At 68.5% G+C, this 24,523-nt stretch carries 20 protein-coding genes; 10 read left to right on the top strand and 10 right to left on the bottom strand.

Going from position 1 to position 24,523, the window contains the following annotated elements:
- Window positions 1-29 precede the first annotated feature (29 nt).
- The gene (locus RIB45_RS03560) at window positions 30-1,976 is read right to left on the bottom strand and encodes a tetratricopeptide repeat protein (RefSeq protein WP_350048846.1); all 1,947 of its coding nucleotides are present in this window, start codon (window positions 1,974-1,976) and stop codon (window positions 30-32) included.
- Between the two features lie 182 nt (window positions 1,977-2,158).
- Window positions 2,159-3,817 (bottom strand): electron transfer flavoprotein-ubiquinone oxidoreductase, encoded by a 1,659-nt coding sequence (locus RIB45_RS03555; protein WP_350048844.1) that lies wholly within the window; start codon window positions 3,815-3,817, stop codon window positions 2,159-2,161.
- A gap of 193 nt (window positions 3,818-4,010) precedes the next feature.
- Here RIB45_RS03555 and RIB45_RS03550 point away from each other — a divergent pair, with 193 nt between their 5' ends.
- The 4 genes from RIB45_RS03550 to RIB45_RS03535 all read left to right on the top strand — a co-directional run bounded on the left by RIB45_RS03550 (window position 4,011) and on the right by RIB45_RS03535 (window position 8,998).
- Window positions 4,011-4,934: a uracil-DNA glycosylase gene (locus RIB45_RS03550; protein ID WP_350048842.1), complete on the top strand. Its 924-nt coding sequence runs from the start codon at window positions 4,011-4,013 to the stop codon at window positions 4,932-4,934.
- A gap of 206 nt (window positions 4,935-5,140) precedes the next feature.
- Entirely contained in the window at window positions 5,141-7,033 is a 1,893-nt protein-coding gene (locus tag RIB45_RS03545) for a transglycosylase SLT domain-containing protein (protein WP_350048840.1), read from the top strand.
- A 64-nt stretch (window positions 7,034-7,097) separates the two neighbouring features.
- The gene (gene moaB, locus RIB45_RS03540; RefSeq protein ID WP_350048838.1) at window positions 7,098-7,625 is read left to right on the top strand and encodes a molybdenum cofactor biosynthesis protein B; all 528 of its coding nucleotides are present in this window, start codon (window positions 7,098-7,100) and stop codon (window positions 7,623-7,625) included.
- A 233-nt stretch (window positions 7,626-7,858) separates the two neighbouring features.
- The gene (locus RIB45_RS03535) at window positions 7,859-8,998 is read left to right on the top strand and encodes a PA0069 family radical SAM protein (RefSeq protein WP_350048836.1); all 1,140 of its coding nucleotides are present in this window, start codon (window positions 7,859-7,861) and stop codon (window positions 8,996-8,998) included.
- A gap of 11 nt (window positions 8,999-9,009) precedes the next feature.
- Here the strand turns inward: RIB45_RS03535 and RIB45_RS03530 are convergent, their stop codons facing one another.
- Complete coding sequence (locus RIB45_RS03530; RefSeq protein WP_350048834.1) at window positions 9,010-9,561, bottom strand: eS19 family ribosomal protein; 552 nt, start codon at window positions 9,559-9,561, stop codon at window positions 9,010-9,012.
- A 229-nt stretch (window positions 9,562-9,790) separates the two neighbouring features.
- Between RIB45_RS03530 and gpmI the strand changes: the two genes are divergently transcribed.
- From gpmI to RIB45_RS03505, 5 genes are all read left to right on the top strand, one after another.
- Window positions 9,791-11,371: a 2,3-bisphosphoglycerate-independent phosphoglycerate mutase gene (gene gpmI / locus RIB45_RS03525; protein ID WP_350048832.1), complete on the top strand. Its 1,581-nt coding sequence runs from the start codon at window positions 9,791-9,793 to the stop codon at window positions 11,369-11,371.
- Window positions 11,346-12,710, top strand: coding sequence for a murein hydrolase activator EnvC family protein (locus RIB45_RS03520; RefSeq protein WP_350048830.1), 1,365 nt, complete (start codon window positions 11,346-11,348; stop codon window positions 12,708-12,710). Before gpmI ends, RIB45_RS03520 begins: the two co-directional genes overlap by 26 nt.
- Entirely contained in the window at window positions 12,707-14,125 is a 1,419-nt protein-coding gene (locus tag RIB45_RS03515) for a S41 family peptidase (RefSeq protein WP_350048828.1), read from the top strand. Before RIB45_RS03520 ends, RIB45_RS03515 begins: the two co-directional genes overlap by 4 nt.
- 97 nt (window positions 14,126-14,222) lie before the next feature.
- Window positions 14,223-15,581 carry a divergent polysaccharide deacetylase family protein gene (locus RIB45_RS03510; protein ID WP_350048826.1) on the top strand — a complete coding sequence of 453 codons (1,359 nt, stop codon included), beginning with the start codon at window positions 14,223-14,225 and terminating at the stop codon, window positions 15,579-15,581.
- A 72-nt stretch (window positions 15,582-15,653) separates the two neighbouring features.
- Entirely contained in the window at window positions 15,654-16,163 is a 510-nt protein-coding gene (locus RIB45_RS03505) for an RNA pyrophosphohydrolase (protein ID WP_350048824.1), read from the top strand.
- Between the two features lie 10 nt (window positions 16,164-16,173).
- Here the strand turns inward: RIB45_RS03505 and RIB45_RS03500 are convergent, their stop codons facing one another.
- Window positions 16,174-16,929 carry a phosphoadenylyl-sulfate reductase gene (locus RIB45_RS03500; protein WP_350048822.1) on the bottom strand — a complete coding sequence of 252 codons (756 nt, stop codon included), beginning with the start codon at window positions 16,927-16,929 and terminating at the stop codon, window positions 16,174-16,176.
- 310 nt (window positions 16,930-17,239) lie between these two features.
- Here RIB45_RS03500 and RIB45_RS03495 point away from each other — a divergent pair, with 310 nt between their 5' ends.
- Complete coding sequence (locus RIB45_RS03495) at window positions 17,240-18,172, top strand: putative metalloprotease CJM1_0395 family protein (protein WP_350048820.1); 933 nt, start codon at window positions 17,240-17,242, stop codon at window positions 18,170-18,172.
- A gap of 25 nt (window positions 18,173-18,197) precedes the next feature.
- Here RIB45_RS03495 and RIB45_RS03490 read toward each other — a convergent pair whose 3' ends face one another.
- The 6 genes from RIB45_RS03490 to RIB45_RS03465 all read right to left on the bottom strand — a co-directional run bounded on the left by RIB45_RS03490 (window position 18,198) and on the right by RIB45_RS03465 (window position 24,224).
- Window positions 18,198-19,025: an acyl-ACP desaturase gene (locus tag RIB45_RS03490; RefSeq protein ID WP_350049087.1), complete on the bottom strand. Its 828-nt coding sequence runs from the start codon at window positions 19,023-19,025 to the stop codon at window positions 18,198-18,200.
- Window positions 19,026-19,198: 173 nt separating this feature from the next.
- Complete coding sequence (locus RIB45_RS03485) at window positions 19,199-19,615, bottom strand: F0F1 ATP synthase subunit epsilon (protein WP_350048818.1); 417 nt, start codon at window positions 19,613-19,615, stop codon at window positions 19,199-19,201.
- A gap of 58 nt (window positions 19,616-19,673) precedes the next feature.
- Window positions 19,674-21,095, bottom strand: coding sequence for a F0F1 ATP synthase subunit beta (gene atpD, locus RIB45_RS03480; protein ID WP_350048815.1), 1,422 nt, complete (start codon window positions 21,093-21,095; stop codon window positions 19,674-19,676).
- A 28-nt stretch (window positions 21,096-21,123) separates the two neighbouring features.
- Window positions 21,124-22,014 carry a F0F1 ATP synthase subunit gamma gene (locus RIB45_RS03475; protein WP_350048813.1) on the bottom strand — a complete coding sequence of 297 codons (891 nt, stop codon included), beginning with the start codon at window positions 22,012-22,014 and terminating at the stop codon, window positions 21,124-21,126.
- A 121-nt stretch (window positions 22,015-22,135) separates the two neighbouring features.
- Window positions 22,136-23,665: a F0F1 ATP synthase subunit alpha gene (atpA, locus tag RIB45_RS03470; protein WP_350048811.1), complete on the bottom strand. Its 1,530-nt coding sequence runs from the start codon at window positions 23,663-23,665 to the stop codon at window positions 22,136-22,138.
- A 4-nt stretch (window positions 23,666-23,669) separates the two neighbouring features.
- A complete protein-coding gene (locus RIB45_RS03465) occupies window positions 23,670-24,224 on the bottom strand; it encodes a F0F1 ATP synthase subunit delta (RefSeq protein ID WP_350048809.1) in 555 nt (184 codons plus the stop codon).
- Between the last annotated feature and the right edge of the window lie 299 nt (window positions 24,225-24,523).

Here is a 24,523-nt window from a genome sequence, read left to right as displayed (position 1 = left end):
GCGCTCCACCGCCAAACCTGGGTCGGACGTCACTGGCCGGCGGTTTCCGTCTCGCCCTCAAGCGCGGCGAGGCCGCCTTCGAGCTTGACGTCGATCTGCTCCAGGAGGTCGTCGTCCGCGTCGAGCGTGCGCACGCGCTCCCATTGGAAGCGCGCTTCAAGCTTGCGGCCGACCTTCCAATAGGCGTCGCCCAGATGGTCGTTGATCACCGGGTCCTGCGGGCGCAGCTGAACCGCGCGCTCAAGATGACGCACCGCCTGTTCATAGCGGCCGAGCTTGTAATAGACCCAGCCCAGGCTGTCGACGATGTAGCCGTCGTTCTGGCGCTGCTCCACCGCCTCGCGGATCATCGCTTCGGCGCGCTCGATATTCATGCCCTTGTCGACCCAGCTGTAGCCCAGATAGTTCAGCACATAGGGATCGCCCGGTTTGAGGTCGAGGGCGGTCAGAAACGCTTCCTCGGCGCGCGGCCAGCGGTCGGTGCGCTCCAGCGTGATCCCGTAATAGTAATAGACCAGCCAGTGACGGTCCTCGACCGTCTCGATCCGATCCAGCGCGCGGGAATAAACCTCGACGCCCTCCTCGAAGCGCTCGCGCAGACGCATCAGATAGCCCATCTTCATTAGCGCCTCGATGTCTTCCGGGCGCTCGGCGGCCATCTCGTCCAGGTGCTCGACCGCCTCCGCATCGCGCTCCAAGGCGATCAGATTGTCGGCCGTCGCAAGGCGCGCCGACCAGCCGTAGTCGGAGTCCGCAGGAATCAGCCGCAGCTCTTCGATCGCCTCGCGATGGCGGCTGCGCGCCTCCAGCACCTCTGCGACCAGCAGGCGCGACAGCGCCATCTGCGGGTCGAGGAAGGTGGCGAGCCGGCCATAGGCCAGCGCGATCGAATCCGCCTGTCGGCGCACGCCGGAGGCCAGATGATAGAGCCCCTCCGCCACGCCCGCCGGCGGATCGACCACCAGCGCGTCGAGCGCGCCGTCGGCCTCGAGCGACCGGATGTCGCCCTCGACCACGGTGATCTCGGGATTGGCCGCGTCATAGGCGCGCAGCATGCCCAGCACCGCGTCGCTCGGCTGGCCGGCCTCCAGCCGCACCCGGGCGTAGGCGCGCAGCATGCGCACCGGCATCTGCACCACCGGATCGAGCGCGCCGTCCGACCCCTCAGCCCCTTCGCCGCCGTCGCTCGCATCGTCGAGCGGCGGCGGCGCGAAGGTCTCCAGCGCGGCGTCGAGGCGCCCGGCGCGCTTTTCGATCAGACCGCGATGCAGCGTCACCAACTGACCCCAGCCGCCGTCACCGTCGATCTCCTCCAGGGCGGCGAGCGCGGAGTCGGTCTGACCGGCGCCGGCCAGCGCCCACGCGGCGAACAGCGGCGCGGCGAAGCGTGCGAGGCTGGTGCGCTCGGCCGCGTCGGCCTCCTCGGCGGCGGTCTCGTAGTCGCCGGTCTTCAGCGCGTGGGCCGAGCGGGTCAGCGTCGCCAGCCCCATGCCGATCGGGCTGCGCGCGTCGATCTTCTGCGCGAGGTCATGGGCGCGCTCGAACCGTCCGGCGTTGATGTTGGCGATAAAGGCGCGCCGCACCAGGCGATCGTCGTCCGGCTGCTCCGCCAGGACCTGATCGAGCAGGGTCGCCGCCGCCTCGTAGTCGCTCTCGTTCTCGGCGTGGCGCCCGGCGAGATAAGCGCCGAAGCCGCCCCCGTCGCCGGCCAGCGCCGCCGCCGGCCCGTCGAGCGCGCCCTCCGCCGCTTCAGCGACCGCGATGCGGAAGGTGACGGCCCCGCCGTCGGCGGTCTCCACCGTCTCAATCGGCCGGTCAACCGCGGCCCCGGCGGCCGCCTGAACCGGCGCGACGCCGGCGTTGGACGCCGTGTCCGACGCGTGCGCGCAGGCGCCGAGCGCCAGCAGCGCCGCCGCCCCTGTCAGCCCGCGCCGCAGCCCCGTCGCCCGGGTCACCCGGTTTCCACGCTCCGCCATGCCGCCTCGATTCCCGCCAGAGCCAGACGCCCGCGCCGCCCCCCGCGCCCGAACGTCGTCCATTCGCCCCAGAGCATATAGCAACGCAGCCGCCGGGAGAAAGGGCGGAGGGTCGCAGATCGACATGCACGCTCACAACGCGCGCATCCGCCCTTCAGGCGGGCGATCAGGGGATCACGCGATCACATATTCGCGTAAACCGGCCCCTCGCCGCCCTGCGGGCTGACCCAGTGGATGTTTTGCGACGGGTCCTTGATGTCGCAGGTCTTGCAGTGGATGCAGTTCTGCGCGTTGATCTGGAACTTGGGCTCGCCGTCGTCGTCCTCAACCACCTCGTAGACGCCGGCGGGGCAGTAGCGCTGCGCCGGCTCCGCGAATTTCGGCAGGTTATGCTGAATCGGGACCGACGCATCTTTGAGGGTCAGATGGCAGGGCTGATCCTCTTCGTGGTTCGTGTTGGTGAAGCTGACGTTGGTCAGCCGGTCGAAGCTGAGCACGCCGTCCGGCTTCGGATACTCGATCTTCTTGCACTGGTCGGCGGGCTTCAGGACCGCGTGGTCCGGCCCGTGATGCTTGAGCGTCCAGGGCGCGCGCCCGCGCAGGATGACCGTGTCGAGCGCCGAATAGGCGATCGCCGCGAACAGCCCCCACTTGAAGGCGGGGCGCACGTTGCGGACCTTGTAGAGTTCGTCCCACACCCAGCTCTTCTGCATCGCCTGCTCGAAGGCGGCGATCTCGCGCGGGGCCTCCGCCCCCTCCTCGGCCGGCTTCAGGGCCGCGTAGAGCTGTTCGGCCGCGATCATGCCGGACTTCATGGCGGTGTGCGTGCCCTTGATCTTCGGCACATTGAGGAAGCCCGCCTCGCAGCCGACCATCAGACCGCCCGGGAAGGTCAGCTTGGGGATCGACTGCCAGCCGCCCTCGTTCAGCGCGCGCGCGCCGTAGGAGATCCGCCGACCGCCCTCAAGCACCTTGGCGATCTCCGGGTGATGCTTGAAGCGCTGGAACTCCATATAGGGGTAGAGGTGCGGATTCTCGTAATCCAGCCCGATGACGTAGCCGACCGAGACCAGATTGCCGTCCAGATGATAGAGGAACGAACCGCCGTAGGTCTTGCTGTCCATCGGCCAACCGCAGGTGTGGACGATATGGCCGGGCTTGGACTTCTCCGGCTCAACCTCCCACAGCTCCTTCATGCCGATGCCGTAGGTCTGGAACTCGCCCGGCTTGCGCAGCTCGAAGCGCGTCATCAGCTCCTTGCCGAGATGGCCGCGGCAGCCTTCCGCGAAGACCGTCTGGGCGGCGTGCAGCTCCATGCCCGGCTGGTACATCGGGCCCTTTTCGCCGTCCTTGGTGACGCCCATGTCGCCGGTGGCGACGCCCTTCACCGAGCCGTCCTCGTGGTAGAGGATTTCGGCCGCCGCGAAGCCCGGATAGATCTCGACGCCGAGCGCCTCCGCCTGCTCGCCCAGCCACCGGCAGAGCGCGCCCAGCGAGATGATGTAGTTGCCGTGATTGTTCATCTGCGGCGGGGTCGGCAGCTTCATCGACCCCTTTTCCGTCAGGTAGAGAAACTCATCGTCTTTCGCGGGCGTATCCAGCGGCGCGCCGTCGGCGATCGCATTGGGCAGCAGTTCGAACAGCGCTCTCGGCTCCAGCACCGCGCCCGAGAGGATGTGAGCGCCGACTTCGCCCGCTTTCTCCAGCACGCAGACCGCGATCTCACGGCCCTGCTCGGCCTCCAACTGCTTCAGGCGGATCGCCGTCGCCAGCCCGGACGGACCGGCGCCCACGATCACCACGTCGTATTCCATGCTTTCGCGTTCGGCGCTTTCGCTCATGACCTGCTCTTCCCAGCTGTGTCGCGGCCGCGCGCTCACCGTCGGCGGCCCCCCGTCGATCCAACCCGCGCCCGTTCTAGACGATCGGGCGTGCGGTTCCAAGCCGCGGCGTGCTAGGCTCGCGGTCGAGCCGAGGACGCGCGCCGTCCGTCGGCGCTGAGCGAGAACCCTATTCGGCTTCGATCCACGAACAATGACCGGCGACGACCAGAACCTGCGGGAAAACGACGCGGCGCTCGCCGCCGCGCTGCTGTGGCAGGCGTCGATGGGCGCGGACGAGGCGATCTCGGACGCGCCCGTCGATCGCTACGCCGAGTTCGCAGAGAGCGAACGCCGCAAGGCCGAACGCCGCGCCCGGCCGGCGGCCCGCGCCCCCCATAGCGCCGACGCCCGCTCGCCGGGTCCCCAGCCCTCCCCTGGCGGCGACGTCGCCCCGCGACCGGCTCAGGCGAGCCCGCGCGCTCTGCCGGACGACGCGCCCCTGGGCGCCGCCGAGGCGGCGGAGAAAGGGCGCGCCGCCGCCGCCGCCTGCACGTCCCTGGACGGCTTGCGTGCGGCGTTGGAGGCGTTCGACGGCTGCCCGCTGAAGCTGACGGCGACCAACCTCGTTTTCGCCGACGGCGCGCCCGACGCCGACGTCATGCTGATCGGCGAAGCGCCCGGCGCGGACGAAGATCGTCAGGGAAAGCCGTTCGTCGGCGTTTCGGGACAGCTTTTGGATCGGATGTTGAGCGCCGTCGACCTGGACCGCACGCGGGTGCACATCACCAACGTGCTCTATTGGCGCCCCCCCGGGAACCGCACGCCGACCGACGCCGAGGTTGCGGCCTGCCGCCCCTTCGTCGAGCGTCACATCCAATTGGTCGCGCCCAAGGTGATCCTGCTGATCGGCGGCAAATCGGCCAAGTCGCTGCTCGGGACCGAGCAGGGCGTCACCAAGCTTCGCGGCAAATGGTTCGATTACCCGGCCGGCGGCGATCTGGGCGCCCTGCCGGCGCTAGCGACCTTCCATCCCGCCTATCTACTGCGCAATCCGGCGATGAAGCGTTTCGTCTGGCGCGATTTGCTGGCCCTGCAGCGGCGGATGCGGGACCTCGGGCTGGAGTCGCCGAAATAAGGCGAGTTCGTCAAAAGTTTGGCGAATTCAAAAACTCTGAATCGCCGCAAATCAACGGCTTAGCGACAAGTAGGTTGCCGATTGTGGCGCCTTCCCTTATCTAGCGTGGGTGTTTTCGTGCGCGCGCTCTCCGGCCGAACCGGCCGGAAGCCGGTCGGGAGAGACCGATTAAGCGCCCCGTCGTCGCTTCGGGAGGGCGACCCTTGATGGCCGACAGCTCCGCCCGATTCTGGGGGCCGTTCGAGCGTTTCAGCCGCGCCGCGGCCGCAGGCGCTCTGGCGCTCGGCCTGGCGGCCGGCTTCGCCGCCGCCGAAACGCCGGCGCCGGAGAGCGCCGCCCTCGACATTCGTCGCGCGGTGGAGGCGCCCAGCGTCGATCACGCCGCGTTGCCGCGCGTCCTGAGCGAGGCCGACGCCGCGCGCTACGCCCGAATCTTCGCGCTCCAGCGCGAGGGGGCGATGCAGTCCGCCGACCGCGAGATGGCGCAGCTCGAGTCGGACCTGCTGCTGGGCCACGTGCTGTTTCAACGCTACATGCACCCGACCGCCTGGCGCTCCAGCTATCTGGAGCTCAAGGGGTGGATGGCCGAATACGCGGACCATCCCGGCGCCCAGCGCATCTATCGCCTGGCGCTTAAGCGCCGACCGGCGAACTACAAATGGCCTCAGGAGCCGCGCTCGGTCGCGCTGCCCGGAATTGAAAAGCTGAGCGGCGAAGCGTCCCTGGAGGGCGAGGGAGATCGGCTGGTCGAGCGCGCGCCCGACCCCTACGCCGGAAAGACCCGGTGGGAGCGCGGTCAGATCCGCAGCGTTCAGCGCCAGATCGTCCGCTGGGTGCAGCGCGGCTCGGTCACGCATTCGCTGGAGCATCTGCGACAGGACGCGCATCAGCGGCTGTTCACGCCGCTGGCCTACGCTCAGAGCCTGGGGGTGATCGCGCGCGGCTATTATCGCTACCACAAGGACGCCGAGGCGATGGACGTCGCCGCCGAAGCCGCGCGCCGCGGCGGGGACGAGGCGGCGCGGGCGCATTGGTGGGGCGGTCTGGCCGCCTTCCGGGCCGGCGCGTTCGAGACCGCCTACGCCCATTTCGCCGCGCTTTCCGCCGCCCGCACGGCGGACGCCTGGCGCCGCGCAGCCGGCGCCTACTGGGCGGCGCGCGCGGCGCTGGTCGGCGGCCGGCCGCAGCAGATGAACGCGATGCTGAAGCGCGCCGCAGAAACCCCGCGCAGCTTTTACGGCCTGCTGGCGACGCGGGCGCTGGGGCAGGCGCCGGCGCTGGACTTTTCCCTGCCGGCCTTGAGCGCGGACGAAGTGGCCGTGCTGATGCAGATTCCGGCGGCGCGGCGCGCCGTCGCCCTGATCGAGGTCGGGGAGAGCGAGCGCGCCGACGCCGAACTGCGCCGCTTCGTGGACGCGCTGCCGCCGGCGATGGCGGAGACGCTGCTGGCGTTCGCCGACGCCGCCGGGCTCGCCGACCTCGCCTATCGGGTGGGACGCGATCTGGTGCGCCGAGAAGGGCTGCGGCTCGACGCGGCGCTCTACCCGCTGCCGGGCTGGCGCCCGCAGGACGGCTTCCGGATCGACCGGGCGCTGGTCTACGCCTTCGTGCGCCAGGAAAGCCGGTTCCGCGCGCGGGCCGTCTCCTATGCGGGCGCGCGCGGGCTGATGCAGCTGATGCCGGCGACCGCCGGGTGGATCGCGGGCGAGCGCTATCGCGGCGCCAAACGCGCGGAGCTGTTCGAGCCGGCGCTCAATCTCTCCCTCGGCCAGCGCTACATCGCCATGCTGCTGGACCAGCCGGACATCGCCGGGAACCTGTTCTACGCGGCCGCCGCCTATAACGGCGGCCCGGGGAACCTTAACAAGTGGCGCGACAAGATCGAGTATGTCGACGATCCGCTGCTATTCATCGAAAGCCTGCCCTCGCGCGAGACGCGGGACTATGTCGAGCATGTGATGGCGAATCTCTGGATCTACCGCCACCGCATGGGCCAGGCCACGCCGACGCTGGACGCCTTGATCGCCGGCGCCTGGCCGATCTATATGGGGTTGGACGCGACGGAGATCGCGGAGCAGCCGATCGCGGCTGTCGAGTAGGCGCCGCCCGCCGCCCGCCGCGGCCGGCGTCGGTCCTCAAGCCCTTGCCGGAGCCCGAACGCCCATGGCGATCGACGAAAGCCTGCCCTTCAAGCCCGTGAACATCGCGGTTTTGACCGTCTCCGACACCCGCGACATGGCCAGCGACCGGTCCGGCGAGACGCTGGTCCGGCGTCTGGAGGAAGACGGCCACCATCTGGCCGACCGCGCGATCGTGAAGGACGACGCGGACGCGATCGAGGCCAAGCTGAAGGACTGGATCGCCGACCCGAAGATCGATTGCGTCGTCACCACGGGCGGGACCGGCCTGACCGGCCGCGACGTGACGCCGGAGGCGTTCGCCCGCGTCGCCGAGAAGGAGATCCCCGGCTTCGGCGAGTATTTCCGCTGGATTTCGGCCGCGAAAATCGGAACCTCGACGATCCAGAGCCGCGCGATGGCGGTGCTGGCGAACGGCACATACCTCTTCGCGCTGCCCGGCTCCACCGGCGCCTGCAAGGACGGATGGGACGAGATCCTGCGCGCCCAGCTCGACTTCCGCCATCGGCCCTGCAACTTCGTGGAGCTGATGCCGCGCTTGAAGGAGACGTAGGCGGTCGGCTCCTCGGCTCGCGACGAGGCCCGTCATCCCGGCCGACGAGGCGTGAGCCGTGCGGCGTGCGGATCATCCTACTGCATGGACTGACTTGACGACGGCCTTCCCTCTGTTCCGACGGAGCGGGACGCCGAAACGGGCGCGATCGACCGCGTTTCGGCGGCCTCTTCACTCGATCGGAACGAAAAAAGAACTTTACGCGTTCCGCCTTCGTTCCTAAACTCCCCTGCATGAGCGAGGTCTTCGACGACGGATCTATTGACGCCGGCTACGGCCCCCATCCCGACGACGTCCTGGCGGATCGGCCGGTGAAGGGCCGCGGCGCCGTGTCCAACCGCGCGGGGCGCTTCGAGCCGCGCGGCGCGCTCGCCGCCGACGACGGCTGGGGTGAGGGCGAAGATCCCGATTTCCCGCCCGCCAAGCTGCGCACGACGCTGGGCGTCGACGCCGCGCGCACGGTCATCACCCGCAACCAGAGCCCGGACGTGCCCTTCGATCGCTCGATCAATCCCTATCGGGGGTGCGAGCATGGCTGCGTCTACTGCTTCGCCCGCCCGACGCACGCCTATTACGGCCTTTCCCCCGGTCTGGATTTCGAATCCAAGCTGTTCTGGAAACCGGGCGCGCCGGATCTGCTGGCGAAGGAGTTGTCGAAGAAAAGCTACAAGCCCGCGCCGATCGCGATCGGGACGAACACCGACCCCTATCAGCCGGCGGAGCGGGAGACGCTGGCCATGCGGCGCATTCTGGAGGTGCTGGCCGCCTTCAACCACCCGGTCACGATCGTCACCAAGTCGGCGCTGATCCTGCGCGATCTCGACATCCTGGCGCCGATGGCGGAGAAGAATTTGGTCCATGCGACGCTGTCGGTGACGACGCTGGATCGCCGCCTGGCGAATGCGATGGAGCCGCGCGCCTCGACGCCCGCGCGGCGGCTGGAGGCGATCCGGGGCCTTGCGGCGGCGGGGGTGCCGACGGCGACGCTCGTCGCCCCGATCATCCCGGGCCTCACCTGCCATGAGAGCGAGGCGATCCTGAAGGCGGCGGCCGAGGCCGGCGCGGGGAGCGCCGGCTACGTCATGCTGCGCCTGCCGCTGGAGATCGCGGATCTGTTCGAGGAGTGGCTGGAGGCGCACGCGCCGGAGCGCAAGGAGCGCGTCCTAAACCATGTGCGCGCGATGCGCGGCGGGGCGCTTTACGACAGCGCCTGGGGGACCCGGATGACCGGCGCCGGCGCTTACGCCGAGACGATCCGTCAGCGTTTCGCGCTCGCCCGCCGGCGCCTCGGCCTCGACAAGCGCAGCCTGTCGCTGGATTGCAGCCGCTTCAGCCGTCCCCCGACGGCGGGCGATCAGATGGCGTTGTTCTAAGCGACGCGCCCTCACAAGTAGGCGAACGGCTTGTTTTTCGCGAGGTCCTTGGAAAGCCGTTTGGCGATGCGGCCCATCAGCTTGCGCCCGTCTTTCGAGATGCAGAGTTGGTCCGGGAAGGGCGGCCCTTTGGAGACGCGGTCGATCAGGCCGCGCTCCGCCAGCAGGATCAGCAGGCGGCGAATCGATTCCCGGCTGACGCCCAGATTCTGGAACAGCTCGAAAAGCACCGTCTGGCTCAACATCGGATAGATCTTCAGGTTGGCCGGACTGTCGACGCCGTGTTCGGCCAGCAGCGTCTTGTAATGCTTTTCCGAGAGGCCCGCGTCGGAGAATTCGGTCAGGAACAAGAGGATCGTATAGGCATGGACGCTGGCGAGGTGCGCCGCATCCTGACGCGCCAGCGCCGCGCCGGCGCCGTCCAGAGTGCGCTCGATCTCCTGAGCGAAAAGGCGCAACGCCAACGCCGGGGCGCGCATCGCCGGATCGCCGGGCGTCGCCGCCGCCTTCCCCGGTTGCTTGCCGGCTTTCGGCGCGTCCGCGCTTTTGCCCTTCTTCGCCACGCTCGCTCTTCTCCCCACAGACCCCCTTGGCGGGGCGGTCGGCGCGCGCCATATCCAGATCAGGGCGCGCCCGTCAGCCTTTCCTAGCGCGCGCGCCTCCTGTAAAACCGCCGTCGACGGCGGCGCCGCGCGCCGAGCGTACAGCATGATACGCTAACGCCATCGCCGATCAATTAAGATCGGCGGCGACAGGCGAGCGCCCGCGACCAAGTTAAGGGAAGAGTGTCCGGTGACGAAGCCCCCCCATCCCCGCCGCCCCGAGTCCGGTCGCCGGCCGACCCCGACCGTGCTGTGCATCCTGGACGGGTACGGCGCGCGCGAGGAGACGGAGAACAACGCCATCGCCGCCGCCGCGACGCCTGTGATGGATCGCCTGACGGCCGGCAACCCGCACGCCGTCCTCGACGCCAGCGAAGATCACGTCGGCCTGCCCGCCGGCCAGATGGGCAATTCCGAAGTCGGCCACATGAATATCGGCGCCGGCCGGGTCGTGCTGCAGGACTTGCCGCGGATCGATCGCGCGGTCGAAAGCGGCGAACTCGCCCGCAATCCGGCCCTGCTGGACTTCGTCGAGCAGATCAAGGCGCATGGCGGCGCGGCGCACCTCCTGGGCCTGCTGTCGCCGGGCGGCGTGCACGCCCATCAGGATCATATGGCCGCGCTGGCCGAGGCGCTGGTGGATCTCGGCGTGCCCGTCAGGGTTCATGCGATCCTCGACGGCCGCGACACGCCGCCGCGCAGCGCCGAGGCCTATCTGAAGAGTTTTCAGGCCGCGGCGCCGCGTGCGCCGATCGCCAGCGTCTCGGGCCGCTATTTCGCGATGGACCGAGACAAGCGCTGGGAGCGCGTCGAGAAAGCCTATCGCGCCGCCGCTGAGGGCGAGGGCGAGCGCGCCGAGGATGCGCTGGCGGCGCTGGCCGCCGCCTATGCGCGCGGCGAGACCGACGAGTTCGCGACCCCGACCGCGATCGGCGACTACGCCGGCATGGCCGACGGCGACGGCCTGTTGATGGCCAACTTCCGCGCCGATCGCGCGCGCGAGATTCTGACGGCCCTGTTGGATCCGGGGTTCGACGGGTTCGCGCGGCCGCATCGGATCGATTTCGCCGCCGCGCTTGGCATGGTGGAGTATTCAGAGGCGTTGAACGCCCGTCTGACCCCGTTGTTCCCCCCGGACGCGCCTCAAGACACGCTGGGCGAGACGGTCTCGCGCGCCGGATTGACGCAGCTGCGAATCGCCGAGACGGAGAAGTACGCGCACGTCACCTTCTTCTTCAACGGCGGACGAGAGACGCCGTTCGACGGGGAGGAGCGGATTTTGGTCCCCTCCCCCGACGTCCCCACCTACGATTTGAAGCCGGAGATGTCGGCCGAGGAGGTCACGGACCGGTTGATCGACGCGATCGAAAGCGCGCGCTTCGATCTGATCGTGGTGAATTACGCCAATCCTGACATGGTCGGTCACACGGGAGACTTTGACGCCGCGGTAAAGGCGATCGAGGCGGTCGATCGCTGCCTCGGCCGGTTGGTGCAGGCGGTCGAGGGCGCCGGCGGCGCCATGCTGATCACCGCCGATCACGGCAACGCCGACATGATGGCCGATCCGGCCAGCGGCCAGGCCCACACCGCGCACACCATGAACAAGGTGCCGCTGGTCTATTGCGGCCCCAACGCTCATCGGCTGCGGCTCGAGAGCGGGCGGCTCGCGGATCTCGCGCCGACGCTGCTGGCGATCATGGGTCTCGACCAGCCCCAGGCGATGACGGGGAGGCCGTTGATTCGGTATGTCGAGCAAAGCGCGGCGGAATAACCCGCGCGGGCGCGGAACTCCCGGCGGCGCGCGCACAGGCGCCGCAGCGCTGACGCTGGGCGCGCTGTTGCTGACGTTCGCGCCGGCGCCGCCGCTTTCGGCGCAACAGCCGAGCGAGGCGGAGCTCGAGAGCCTCAACCGACAGATCGAGCAGACCCGCGCCAAATCCCGCGCGCTGGAGGCGGAGGCGCAGAAGCTCGCCGCCGAAATTAACGCGCTGCGTCAGGAGTTGATCACCGCCGCGCGCTCCGCTCAGCAGCGCGAGGCGCTGATCTCCGCGCTGGAGGAGCAACTGCAAGGCCTTGAAGCCGATTTGGCGGAGCGCCGCGCGGCGCTCGCGCTGCGTCACGGTCAGCTGAGCGGGACGTTGGGCGCGCTCGCCCGGCTGTCCAAGGATCCGCCCCAGGCGGTCTTCCTCTATCCCGGCGAACCGACGGAGGCGGTGCGCGGCGCGATGCTGCTGCGCGCCGCCGTGCCGGCGCTGGAGGGGCGCGCGCGCCTGTTGCGCGACGATTTGGAGGCGCTTGCCGCCGTGCGCGCCGACATCGACGCCAAGATCCGCGAGCTGGATCAGGCGGACGCCGACCTCGCCCGCGACCGCGCGGCGTTGGAGGATTTGATCGCCAAGAAACGCAATCTGTACGAGCGCACGGCCGCCGAGTCCCGCAAGACGCAGCAGGCCTTGGACCGCATGGTGCGCGAGTCGCAGAGCCTGCAGGAGCTGGTCGCCCGTCTCCAAGAAGCCGAGCGCCAGGCGAAGCGCGCCGCCGAAGCGGCCCGCGCGAAACCCGACGCGCCGACCCCAGACGCCGCGGCTCCCGAGGAAAGGGCGCAGGTCGCGGCCGCGCCCGCGGCGCTCGCCGTCCGGCCGGAAGGGATGCGCCCCTTCCCCGAAGAGGGGTCGATCACGGCGCCGGCGCGCGGCGACATTCTGCGCCATTACGGCGAGAGCACAGGCTTCGGCTTCAACGCAAAGGGGCTGTTCGTCGCCACCCGACCCAACGCCCAAATCGTGGCGCCGTTCGACGGCAAAGTGATCTTCGCCGGTCCGTTCCGGGATCTGGGGCGTATATTGATTGTCGAACATGACGGGGGCTACCATACGGTCCTCGCCGGATTCGATCGGATCGACGCCGTCGTCGGACAGTGGGTGCTGGCCGGGGAGCCTGTCGGCGTGATGCCCGAGCGGCTGGCGCCCGGCGCCGCGCACAGCGTCGCGGTCGACGCCGGGGCGCGTGACGCGGACCGGCCGCAGTTGTACGTTGAACTGCGGCGCGGCGGTCAGCCCGTCAACCCGCTGAACTGGATCACCGCTGGCAGTCTGAAGGTGCATGGATGATGTTTGACCCCGCCGCCTCGCGCTCCGCCCCTCTCAAGGTCGAGCGCGCCTGCGCCGTCGCCCGCCCCGACCCGTCGGCGCAGCGCGACCCCTGGCGGGCGGCGCTGGCGGCGCTGGCGGCGCTGGCGGCGGCGACGCTGCTGGCGGCCGCGCTCCTCGGGGCGTCTCCGGCCTTCGCCCAGTCCGAAGGCGGCGGCGAGACGGAGGCGGCCGCGCAGAGCGAGCGCGACACCTTCGAGATGCTGGACCTGTTCGGTCAGGTGTTCGAGCAGGTGCGTCGCGAATATGTCGAAGACGTCTCGGACAAGAAGCTGATCGAAAGCGCGATCCAAGGCATGCTGCGCAGCCTCGATCCGCACTCGGTCTATCTGACCGAGGAGAGTTACGACGCCATGCGCACCAACACGCGCGGCGAATTCGGCGGGCTCGGCATCGAGGTGACGATGGACGAGAGCGGCTATGTCCGCGTCGTCTCGCCGATCGACGACACGCCCGCCTCCCGCGCCGGCGTCGAGGCCGGCGACCTGATCACCCATCTCGACGACGATCCGGTGCAGGGCCTGACCCTGAACGAGGCGGTGGAGATGATGCGCGGCCCGGTGGGCAGCGACATCACCCTCACCATCGTGCGCAACGGCGAGGACCCGTTCGACGTCACCATCACCCGAGATCAGATCCGCATTCAATCGGTGCGCAGCCGCACCGAGGACGACATCGGCTATATTCGCATCACCAGCTTCTCAGGGCAGACGCAGGCCGGTCTCGACCGGGCGATCGACAAGATCAAGGAGGATTTGGGCGACTCGTTGCAGGGCTTCGTGATTGATCTGCGCAACAACCCGGGCGGCCTGCTGGATCAGGCGATCTCGGTGTCCGACACGTTCCTGGATCGCGGTGAAATCGTCTCCACTCGCGGCCGCGATCCGGAAAGCATCCAGCGCTTCCAGGCGACGGAAGGCGACCGGGCCGACGATCTGCCGATCGTGGTGCTGATCAACGGCGGGTCCGCCAGCGCCTCGGAGATCGTGGCCGGCGCGTTGCAGGATCACGGCCGCGCCGTGGTGCTGGGGACGAAGAGCTTCGGCAAGGGGTCCGTCCAGACCATCATGCCGCTGAACCGGCGCGGGGCGGCGATCAAGCTGACGACCCAGCGCTATTACACGCCGAGCGGTCGCTCGATCCAGGCGAAGGGAATCGAGCCCGACATCGTCGTCGAGCGCGCCACGCTCGAGGTGATCGAGAACGAGAACCAGCGCAGCGAAGCCGATCTTCGCAACGCGCTCGACACCGACGAGAACGGCCCGAATGAGGGCGACGAGGAGACGGCCGACCGCGCGGTCGACGACTATCAGTTGGCGCGGGCGCTGGACCTCATCCAGGGAATCGCGCTTTATCAGAGGCGGGCTGCGCAATAGGCGGGAGGTCCCGCCTCTCGCGGCGGCTCGAAACTGAGCGCGTGCGCGCCCGCCGGTCCGCCGGGACGGCGGGTCCGTAGCGGGTGAGGCGGGGCGAATGAAGGCGCCGAAGCTGAAGCTCTCGATTCCGAAGCCGTCGCTGGCCAAGCTCGGCGGCCTCAAAGTCTTGGCGGCCAAGGCGGCGGCGGCGCCGGCCGGCCTCCTGGCGCGCTTTCGCAAGGGCGACAAGGCCGGGGCTCCGGCCGACGGCGCGCCGGCGCCCTCGGCGGAGGTCGACGAGGACGACCTTCCCTCTCATCTGAAGCCGACCTTTCTCGAGAAGCACGGCCGGCTTGTCGGGGTCGCGGCGGCCTATCTGCTGTTCTTTGCAACCCTCGGCGGCACGGCGCTTTACCTCGTGCTGAACGAGGAGGCGATCCTGGAGGCCGAGAGAGAGCGTCGCCCGTCGATCACCATCGACCAGCTGCGCCCGGAAATCGTCCGCGTCCAAGAGGAGGCGTCCGACGAAGGGACGGCGTCGACGACGCCCGACGGCGCCGCCGACGAAGAAGGAGCGGCCGAAAGCGCGTCTGCGGACGCCGCGTCCGGCCAGGAGGCGGCGGGGGAAGAGCCTGCGGCGGAAGAGCCGGCGGAAGGGGATGAGGTCGCGCTCCTGACCCCGGCCCCCGATCCCGCCCTGATCGAGGAATCGCCCACCGGCCCGTTGCCGAGGATCGGCGAGGACGGCCGGACGCCGTGGCGGGTCTACAGCCGACCGCACAACGCCTTGGAGACGCGCCCGCAGATCGCCGTCGTGGTCACGGAAGTCGGGGTGTCCGCCAGCACCACCGAGGAGGCCATCGCCCTGCCCGGTCCGGTGACGCTCGCCTTCGCGCCGTACGCGCGCGATCTGGCGAACCAGATCGAACAGGCGCGCCAAGCGGGGCACGAGGTGTTGCTGACCCTGCCGATGGAGCCTCGCGATTTCCCGCGCAGCGATCCGGGTCCCTACGCCTTGATGACCTCGCTCGATTCGGAGGCGAATCTGGAGCGGCTGAATTGGATCCTGAGCCGGGCCGTCGGCTATGTCGGGCTCGCCAACTATCAGGGCAGCGCCTTCACGGCCGACGAGCGGGCGCTGCGCCCGATCATGACGGCCTTGGCGGAGCGCGGCCTGCTCTATTTCGACACCCGCGAAGACCCGTCCAGCGCAGCGCCGCAGATCGCGGAGATCGCCGGCGCGCCGGCGGCCAGCGCGGATCTGATCGCCGATCAGGAGCTGACCCGGAGCGCGGTGCTGCGCAAACTGAACGAGGCCGAGGTTGTCGCCAAAGCGCAGGGCACGGCGATCGTGCTGCTGCGTCCGACGCCGATGGCGATGGGTCGGTTGGAGAGTTGGGCGGCGGACTTGACGGAAAAAGGGATCGTCTTGGCGCCGCTTTCGGCGATCGTGCGCGCCCGCGCCAGCGGCGCGTGAGCCTCCCGACCGTCGGCTTGCGCCCTCAGAGGGCTTGACCATCGTGGGCGCAGCGGGCAGCAAGAATGGGTGATGCGCACACCCGATGACGATCCCCGCCCCTATCGCCCCTGCGTCGGCCTGATGTTGGTCAACGAGCGCGGTGCGGTGTTCGTGGGCAATCGCATCGACACGCCCGGCGATCATTGGCAGATGCCCCAGGGCGGCGTCGACGAGGGAGAGACGCCTCGCGAAGCGGCGTTGCGCGAGCTGGGCGAGGAAGTCGGCCTCTCCCCCGATCAGGTCGAGATCATGGGAGAAAGCCGGCAGTGGCACGCCTACGATCTCCCGCCGGGTCTGTCGCGGCGCGTCTGGAAAGGACGATATCGCGGGCAGACGCAGAAATGGTTCGCGCTTCGATTCCTAGGCCGCGATTCGGACATCGACATCGCCGCCCATACGCCGGAGTTCTCGGCCTGGCAATGGGCGTCGCTGGACCGGCTGCCCGATTTGATCGTCCCCTTTAAACGGGAGATCTATCTGCGCGTGGCGGAGGAGTTCCGGCCCCTGATCGAGCGGCTCGCCGCCGAGGCGCGCGACTGACCGCAGCCGCTCACGCGCCGCGGCGATGAATGCCGCATTCGGTCTTGTCCCGGCCCGCCCATCGACCCGCGCGCGGATCGGTGTCGCCTGCGGCCGGTTTGGCGGTGCAGGGGGCGCAGCCGACCGACGGGTATCCGGCCGCCCAGAGCGGATGGCGCGGCAGACCGTAACGCGCGAAATAGGCGGCGAGGTCCGACGCGGACCAGCCGGCAAGGGGATTGAGCTTCAACCGCGCGGCGCCGCGCGGCGCCGGCTCGATCTCGACCGACGGCGTGGTCGTCCGGGCGGCGCCGTGGAAGCGTTTGCGCCCGCTGATCCAGCCGTCGAAGCCCGCCAACGCCCGGTCCAGCGGACGCACCTTGCGCATGTCGCAGCAGGCGTCGGGGTTGCGCGCCCACAGGGCGTTTGACGGATCGACGCGCCGCCGGTCCGCCTCGTCCGGTTCCCAAATCCGGACGTCGCGCAGGCCGAGGCGGTCGATCAGCAGGTCCCGATAGGCGCGGGTTTCCCGAAAGTGCATGCCCGTCTCCAGAAAAATGACCGGAGTCGCGGGATCCACGCGGGCGACGAGATCGAGCAGCACGGCCGACTCCGCGCCGAACGAGGAGACTGTCGCAAGACGCCCTGGCGTCGTCTCCTTCAGGGCTGTCGACAGCAAAGCCAAACCGTCCAATGGAGCCAGCGCGGCGTAGGCGGCGCGCAGGGCGTCCGACGGAAGCCGCTCGGTTTCGGGCGGATCGGGGGTCAGGCGCGACGCGAAAGGCATGGGCGGTCCATTCCAATGCAGGGCGGGTTCGGCGTTTATTACACAAAAGTTTTATGTGATACAATAATTTTACACATAGCTATTGTCTTTTTGTCGAAGCCATTGCGACTCGCCCCGCCAACCCGGCCCGTGCTATGACCGAGGGGCGTTTGGCGAAGAAGTCGTCCGCGCCGGGCTTTGAAGGCCCTCTCTCCAGCGCAGAATGCGCCGCTCGAACCCCGCGACGCCGCCGCGCCCTCGGCGCGGCCGGCGCGCCTCTTGCGGTCGGCCGGCTTCGTGGGAGCGAGGGCGGCCCGGTGGGATTTCTGCGATGGCTCTCGACATCGCCGGCGCCAACACGCTCGCCCTGTTGGATCGGGCCGCGCTCGCCGCGGACCGAATCGGCGCGCAAGTCATCCTGCAAGGGTCTCGAGCGCCGACCGGCGGAGCCGGCGGCGCGCGGAACGCAGACGCAACCGCGCCGGTCTTGGGCGGTCCTCGACCCGCGATTCTCGTCGGCGCGGAAGGGCTGTCGCTGCTCCAGGCGCCGCCCGACGCCTCCAACGAGTCGCCGGAAAGCGACGCGGCGCGCGGGCGCGACGGCGCGCAGCGCGTGCAGCAGGAAGGCCGCGAGGGCGAAACGCCCGGCGAAGAAGAAGCTGGGACGACATCCGAGGGCGAGCAGGGGGGCGAGCAGGGGCGCGAGCAGGGGGCCGAGGAGACCGGCCCGGACGGTTTGACGGAGGCGGAACGCGCCGAAGTGCAACAGCTCCAGCAGCGCGACGCTGAGGTCCGCCGACACGAGCAGGCGCATCAAGCGGCCGGCGGTCCCTACACCGGGGCGGCGACCTACCAATACACCCGCGGACCGGACAGCCGCCTATACGCCGTCAGCGGGGAGGTGCGGATCGATTCCTCCGTCGTGCCCGGCGACCCGGAAGCGACGATCGCCAAAATGCGGATCGTGCGCCGCGCCGCCCTGGCGCCGGCCGAGCCGTCGCCGCAGGATCTGCGCGTCGCCGCCCAGGCTCAGCAAAAACTCGCCCAGGCGCAGGCGGAATTGCGCCAGGACCGTCTGGAGGAACGTCGGGAGGCCGCAGCGCAGGCGGAGGCGGACCGGGCGGAGCGTGCGATCGCCAGCGACGAGCGCTCCGGGCCGTCCGCCGCGGACGCGGACGTCGCCTTGGCGGCGCGCCGCGCCTTCGAACAGGCGGCGGCGCAGCAGAGCGTGCGCGCCTCCGCGCCGATCGATCTGACGGCGTGAGGTCGACCGGGCGGGATCCCGCCGCTTACGCCGCCTCGCGAACGGCCTCGTACTTGTCCGCTTGCTTGTGAATTCGGTTCAGCATGATGCCGGCGACGGTCTTGCGAACAGGGTCGTAGAGCCGAATGCCGCTGGCCTTGGCGATCATGGCGACCGCCTTGTCCATATGCTGGCGGCGGTAGTTCTTATAGACCGGCGCCATGTACAGACGATGGCAACGCTCCCGATCGTACTCCTCCACGCCGTATAGGTTGGCGGCGTAGTAGGCGTAGGAGAGCTCGTCGTCCTCGGTCTCGTTGATGCGGCTGACTGCGACCTTGAGCCGCCCGAGCTTGCCCAACCCCTCGATATCGAGATAGCGGCGCAGCGCGTCGTAGAACAGCTTGTAGTGCCGAAACTCGTCAGCCGCGATGGCCCGACAGATCTGCTGAAGGACGGGCTCGTCCGTCGCCTCGGCGATCGCGCTGTAGAAGCTGCTCGTGCCGGTTTCGACGATGCAGCGGGCGACCAGTTCGCCAGAGCGCGAGCCGCGGATGCTCTCCGTGGCCTCGACGTCGGGCCGGAAGCCCTCGACGAACCGCTTGAAGGAGGCGTCGAAGTCGAAACTCGGATCGACTTTCTCCGCCCAGGCGGCGAGCGCCTGGCCGTGCTGGATTTCCTCTCGACCCCACTTCCGGGCCGCGTCCTGGAACTCCGGATCGTCGGAGAAGACGTTGCAGAGATAGTCGGTGTAGTCCGCCCCATTGTACTCGACCATCGAGGCGGCCTTGATCAGCTTAACGATCTCGGGATCGACCTTGCTGCGATCGAAGGCGTCCCAATTGATGTCTTCCAGCGTCCAACCGGCTTTCATGCGCTGCACACGATCACCCTTTTCGTGTGATCGACCCCTTATTGTTTGTCCGTCGGCCTCTCGTCGTTCCGGTGCGCGTCCTTTTCCGCGGCGCCCTCCAAAAAAACAAAGGCCGCGACGCTCGACCGCCGCGGCCCTTGGCGCTTACTTGCGCGGGCGCTGTCGCCGAAGCGTCAGCGGTAGGCTGGCGCCTCGGCGGCGGCGAGCTTCGCCTCGGCGACAGCGAGCTTGGCCTCAAGAGCCGCCTGCTCGCGTTCGTCCTTGGCGCGCGACGCATCCTCTTTCAGGTCCCGTATTTGGGATTGCACGTCGCCGACATCAATATCTTCGACGGGCGTCGCCTGATCGGCCAGCACCGTGCAGCGGCCCTCGGCGACTTCGAGGAAGCCGCCGGCGACGAAAAGCCGCTTCTCGACGCTCGTTCCGCTGAACATCGCGATCGTGCCGGGGCGGACATTGGCGATCACGGGCGCGTGGCCCGCCATCACGCCCATGTCGCCCTCTTCCGCCGGGACGACGACCATGTCGACGTCCTCGGAGATCAGCAGCCGCTCCGGCGAAACCACGTCGAAGCCAATCTGATCGGCCATGGATCATCCTTCCTTACATCAGATCGCGCGCCGGCCGAACCGGCCGACGCGGGCGGCCTTAGGCGGCCTCCTTCGCCATCTTCTTGGCCTTCTCGATCGCCTCGTCGATCGTGCCGACCATGTAGAAAGCCGATTCCGGCAGATCGTCGTGCTCGCCCGCGACGATGGCCTTGAAACCCTTGATCGTGTCTTCGAGCTCGACGTACTTGCCCGGGCTGCCGGTGAAGACCTCGGCGACGTGGAAAGGCTGGGAGAGGAAACGCTGAATCTTGCGCGCGCGGGCCACCGTCAGCTTGTCCTCTTCCGAGAGCTCGTCCATGCCCAGAATAGCGATGATCTCCTGCAGGTTCTTGTACTGCTGCAGGGTCTCCTGGACCTTTCGCGCGATCTCGACGTGCTCTTCGCCGACCGTATTGGCCTCGAGAATGCGCGACGTGGAGTCGAGCGGATCCACCGCCGGGTAGATGCCGAGCTCCGCGATCGACCGCGACAGAACCGTGGTCGCGTCCAAGTGGGAGAAGGTCGTCGCCGGCGCCGGGTCGGTCAGATCGTCCGCCGGCACGTACACGGCCTGCACCGAGGTGATCGAGCCCTTCTTGGTCGAGGTGATGCGCTCCTGCATCGCGCCCATATCGGTGCCGAGCGTCGGCTGGTAGCCCACCGCCGAGGGAATGCGGCCCAGCATGGCCGACACCTCGGAGCCCGCCTGCGTGAAGCGGAAGATGTTGTCGACGAAGAACAGGACGTCCTGGCCTTCCTCGTCGCGGAAGTACTCCGCCTGCGTCAGGCCGGAGAGCGCGACGCGGGCGCGGGCGCCCGGCGGCTCGTTCATCTGGCCGTAGACCAGCGCCGCCTTGCTGTCGCCGTCCGGCTGGATGACGCCCGACTCCATCATCTCGTGATAGAGGTCGTTGCCCTCGCGGGTGCGCTCGCCCACGCCGGCGAAGACCGAGTAGCCGCCGTGCCCCTTCGCGATGTTGTTGATCAGCTCCATGATCAGCACGGTCTTGCCGACGCCCGCGCCGCCGAACAGGCCGATCTTACCGCCCTTCGGATAGGGGGTCAGAAGGTCGATGACCTTGATGCCGGTGACCAACTGTTCGGTTTCGGTGGCCTGATCGACATAGTCCGGGGCCGGACGGTGGATCGGATAGCGCTTCTCCGTCTTCATTTCGCCGCGCTCGTCGATCGGCTCGCCGATCACGTTCATGATGCGGCCCAAAACCTCCGGACCCACCGGGACGGTGATCGCGTCGCCCTGATCCTCGACCTTCTGGCCGCGCTGCAGGCCTTCGGTGGTGTCCATCGCGATGGTCCGCACCGTGTTTTCGCCAAGGTGCTGCGCGACCTCGAGCACGAGCGTCTTGCCCTGGTTGTCGCAGTGCAGGGCGTTCAGGATCGCCGGCAGTTCGCCGTCGAATTGGACGTCGACGACGGCGCCGAGCACCTGGGTGATCTTGCCAACGCTGTTCTTCGCCATGGGTTTGCTCCTAGCTTGCGGCCGTTCGTCAGAGCGCCTCGGCGCCCGAGATAATCTCAATCAGCTCGTTCGTGATCTGAGCCTGACGCATCCTGTTATAGGTGATGCTCAAGCTGTCGATCATGTCGCCGGCGTTGCGGGTCGCGTTGTCCATCGCGGTCATCCGCGCGCCCTGTTCGGACGCGAAGCTCTCCAGCATCGCCCGATAGACCTGCACCGACAGGTTCTTCGGCAGAAGGCTGTCGAGGATCGCCTCCTCGTTGGGCTCGAAATCGTATTGCGCCTCGGGCTCGCCGCCGGACGCCTGCTCTTCGTCCTCCTGATCCGGCACCTGGAAGGGGATCAGCTGCAGCGGCGTCACCTCTTGGCTGATGGCGGACAGGAACTTGTTGTAATAGACCGTGCAGACGTCGAACTCGCCCTCGTCGAACATCCGACGGATTTCGGCGACGACTTCGTCCGCGTGTTCGAAAGCGGGGGCGGGCTTCAGCAGATCCTCGTACTTGGCGACGATCTTGTTCCCGTGGTCCCGGCGCAGCAGGGTCACGCCCTTGCGCCCGACGACCATCAGCTTCACCTCGCGCCCCTGATCCTGAAGCGACTTGATGCGGGCTTTCACCGCGCGCGAGATCGACCCGTTGAAGCCGCCGCACAGGCCGCGGTCCGAGGTCACCACCACCAGAAGGTGGACCTTGTCGGAATTCGTGCCGCCGAGCAGCGGCGGCGCGTTCTCCGGCGTGATCCCGGCGGCGAGCGAGGAGAGCATGCGCTCCATGCGCTCGGCGTAGGGACGCGCGTCCTCTGCGGCCGACTGGGCTTTCTTCAGCTTGGCCGCGGCGACCATCTTCATGGCCGACGTGATCCGCCGCGTCGACTGGACGCTTTTGATGCGGCCGCGCAGGTCCTTAAGACTGGGCATTCACTAGCCTCCCGATCGGGCGGCGGCGGGCCGGGGACGGGGCGCGCCCGTCTTCCGGCCGCGGCGTCACGACGCCTTCGCCGCCCTTCTCGTCATCTTCTCGCGCAACGCGCGCCGGCGATCAGGCGTAAACCTTCGCGAAGGCGTCGAGCATCTCGACGACCTTCTTCTCCGTCTCCTCGGTCAGCTGACCGCTGGAGTCGATCTCGTCCAGCACCGCCTTGTGCTCGTTGCGCGCGTACTCGAGCAGCTTCGCCTCGTACTTGGTCACGTCGCCGGTCGGGATCTTGTCGAGATAGCCGTGCGTGCCGGCGTAGATCGAGACCACCTGCTCGGAGACGCTGAGCGGCTGATACTGCGGCTGCTTCAGCAGCTCCGTCAGGCGCGCGCCGCGGGCCAAGAGCTTCTGCGTGGCGGCGTCGAGATCGGAAGCGAACTGCGAGAAGGCCTCCATCTCACGGTACTGCGCGAGCTCGAGCTTCACCGAGCCGGCCACCTTCTTCATCGCCTTAGTCTGAGCGGCCGAGCCGACGCGGCTGACCGACAGGCCGACGTTAATGGCGGGGCGAACGCCCTTGTTGAAGAGGTTGGTCTCCAGGAAGATCTGGCCGTCGGTGATCGAGATCACGTTGGTCGGGATGAACGCCGAGACGTCGTTGCCCTGGGTCTCGATGATCGGCAGCGCGGTGAGCGAGCCGGCGCCTTCGTCGTCGTTCATCTTCGCCGCGCGCTCGAGCAGGCGGGAGTGGATGTAGAACACGTCGCCCGGATAGGCTTCGCGGCCCGGCGGACGGCGCAGCAACAGCGACATCTGACGGTAAGCGACGGCCTGCTTGGAGAGATCGTCATAGACGATCAGGCCGTGCATGCCGTTGTCGCGGAAATACTCGCCCATCGCGCAGCCGGCGTAGGGGGCGAGGAACTGCAGCGGCGCGGCGTCCGACGCGGTGGCCGCGACGACGATCGTGTAGGGCATCGCGCCCGAATCTTCGAGGGTCTTCACGACCTGCGCGACGGTGGAGCGCTTCTGACCGACCACGACGTAGATGCAGTAGAGCTTCTTGCTCTCGTCATCACCCGCGTTGACGGTCTTCTGGTTGATGATCGCGTCGATCGCCACGGCGGTCTTGCCGGTCTGACGGTCGCCGATGATGAGCTCGCGCTGGCCGCGGCCGATCGGGACCAGCGCGTCGAGCGCCTTGATCCCCGTCTGCACCGGCTCATGCACGGACTTGCGCGGGATGATGCCGGGCGCCTTCACCTCGACCAGACGGCGCTGGGACGCCTTGATCTCGCCCTTGCCGTCGATCGGGTTGCCGAGCGCGTCGACGACGCGGCCCAGCAGCTCCTTGCCGACCGGCACGTCCACGATGGCGCCGGTGCGCTTGACCGTGTCGCCCTCGGTGATCTCGCGGTCGGAGCCGAAGATCACGACGCCGACGTTGTCGGTCTCAAGGTTGAGCGCCATGCCTTTGACGCCGCTCTTGAATTCGACCATCTCGCCGGCCTGGACGTTGTCCAGCCCGTAGACGCGGGCGACGCCGTCGCCGACCGAGATCACCTGACCGACCTCGGCGACGTCCGCCTCGGCCCCGAAATTCGCGATCTGGTCTTTGAGAATCGCGGAGATTTCCGCAGCGCGGAGTTCCATGCCCTTAAGCTCCCTTCATCGCAAACTTCAGCCGCTGCAGCTTCCCGCTGAGCGACGAGTCCACCATATGGCTGCCGACCTTGACCACGAGCCCGCCGAGAAGCGACGGGTCGACCGTAAGATCCATCGAAACCTTGCCGCCGACCGCCTTCTTGAGCGCGTCTTCGAGCGCGCTCTTCTGGGCGTCGGTCAGCTCATGCGCGGCCGACACTTCGGCGACGACTTCGCCGCGCCGCTTCGCCAGCTGCGTCAAATAGGCCTTGGCGATCGCCTGCAGCGCGAACAGGCGCCGCTTGGCGGCGACAAGCGCCACGAATTTCCGGGTGAGGTCCGCCGCTTTCATCTTGTCGACCAGGGCGGCCATCGCCTTGCCCTGCTCGTCACGGCTGAGAACGGGGCTGCGCACCAGGCGCATCAACTCCTCGCTCTCGTTCAGCATCGCAGACAGCGTGCGCAGGTCGTCCGCGACCGCGTCCAGCTGTTTGCTCTCATCCGCCAGATCGTAAAGCGCGTGCGCGTAGCGATCGGCGATGTCGGAAACGCCACCTTTGGCTGCCACGGTTGGGAAACCCCTGCTGCGATCGTCAGTGTGCACCCCAGAGCGGACCGCCCGCGCCGCGTTGCGCCCCCTCGCACGCCCCTGATCGAGGGTCGGCGGCGGACGGTCGCGACGACGCGACCCCCCGTCTCGCCCGGCCTGTCGGCCTTTGGGCGGCGGCGGATCGTGCGACCCCTCTTCTCCCCCCGGACGGCGCGGAAATCCGCGCTTTCCGCCCGAAGTCCGCGGCGATGTAGCATAAGGGTCCGGCCCTTGCAACAAGCCAAGGTCGGGGCTCGCCCGGATTCAACTTGCTGCGC

It is taken from the genome of Marivibrio sp. (assembly GCF_040218065.1).
Classification (GTDB): domain Bacteria; phylum Pseudomonadota; class Alphaproteobacteria; order UBA8366; family Aestuariispiraceae; genus Marivibrio.
Note: the sequence above shows the minus strand (reverse complement) of the source record. Positions and strands in the feature narration are given on the sequence as shown.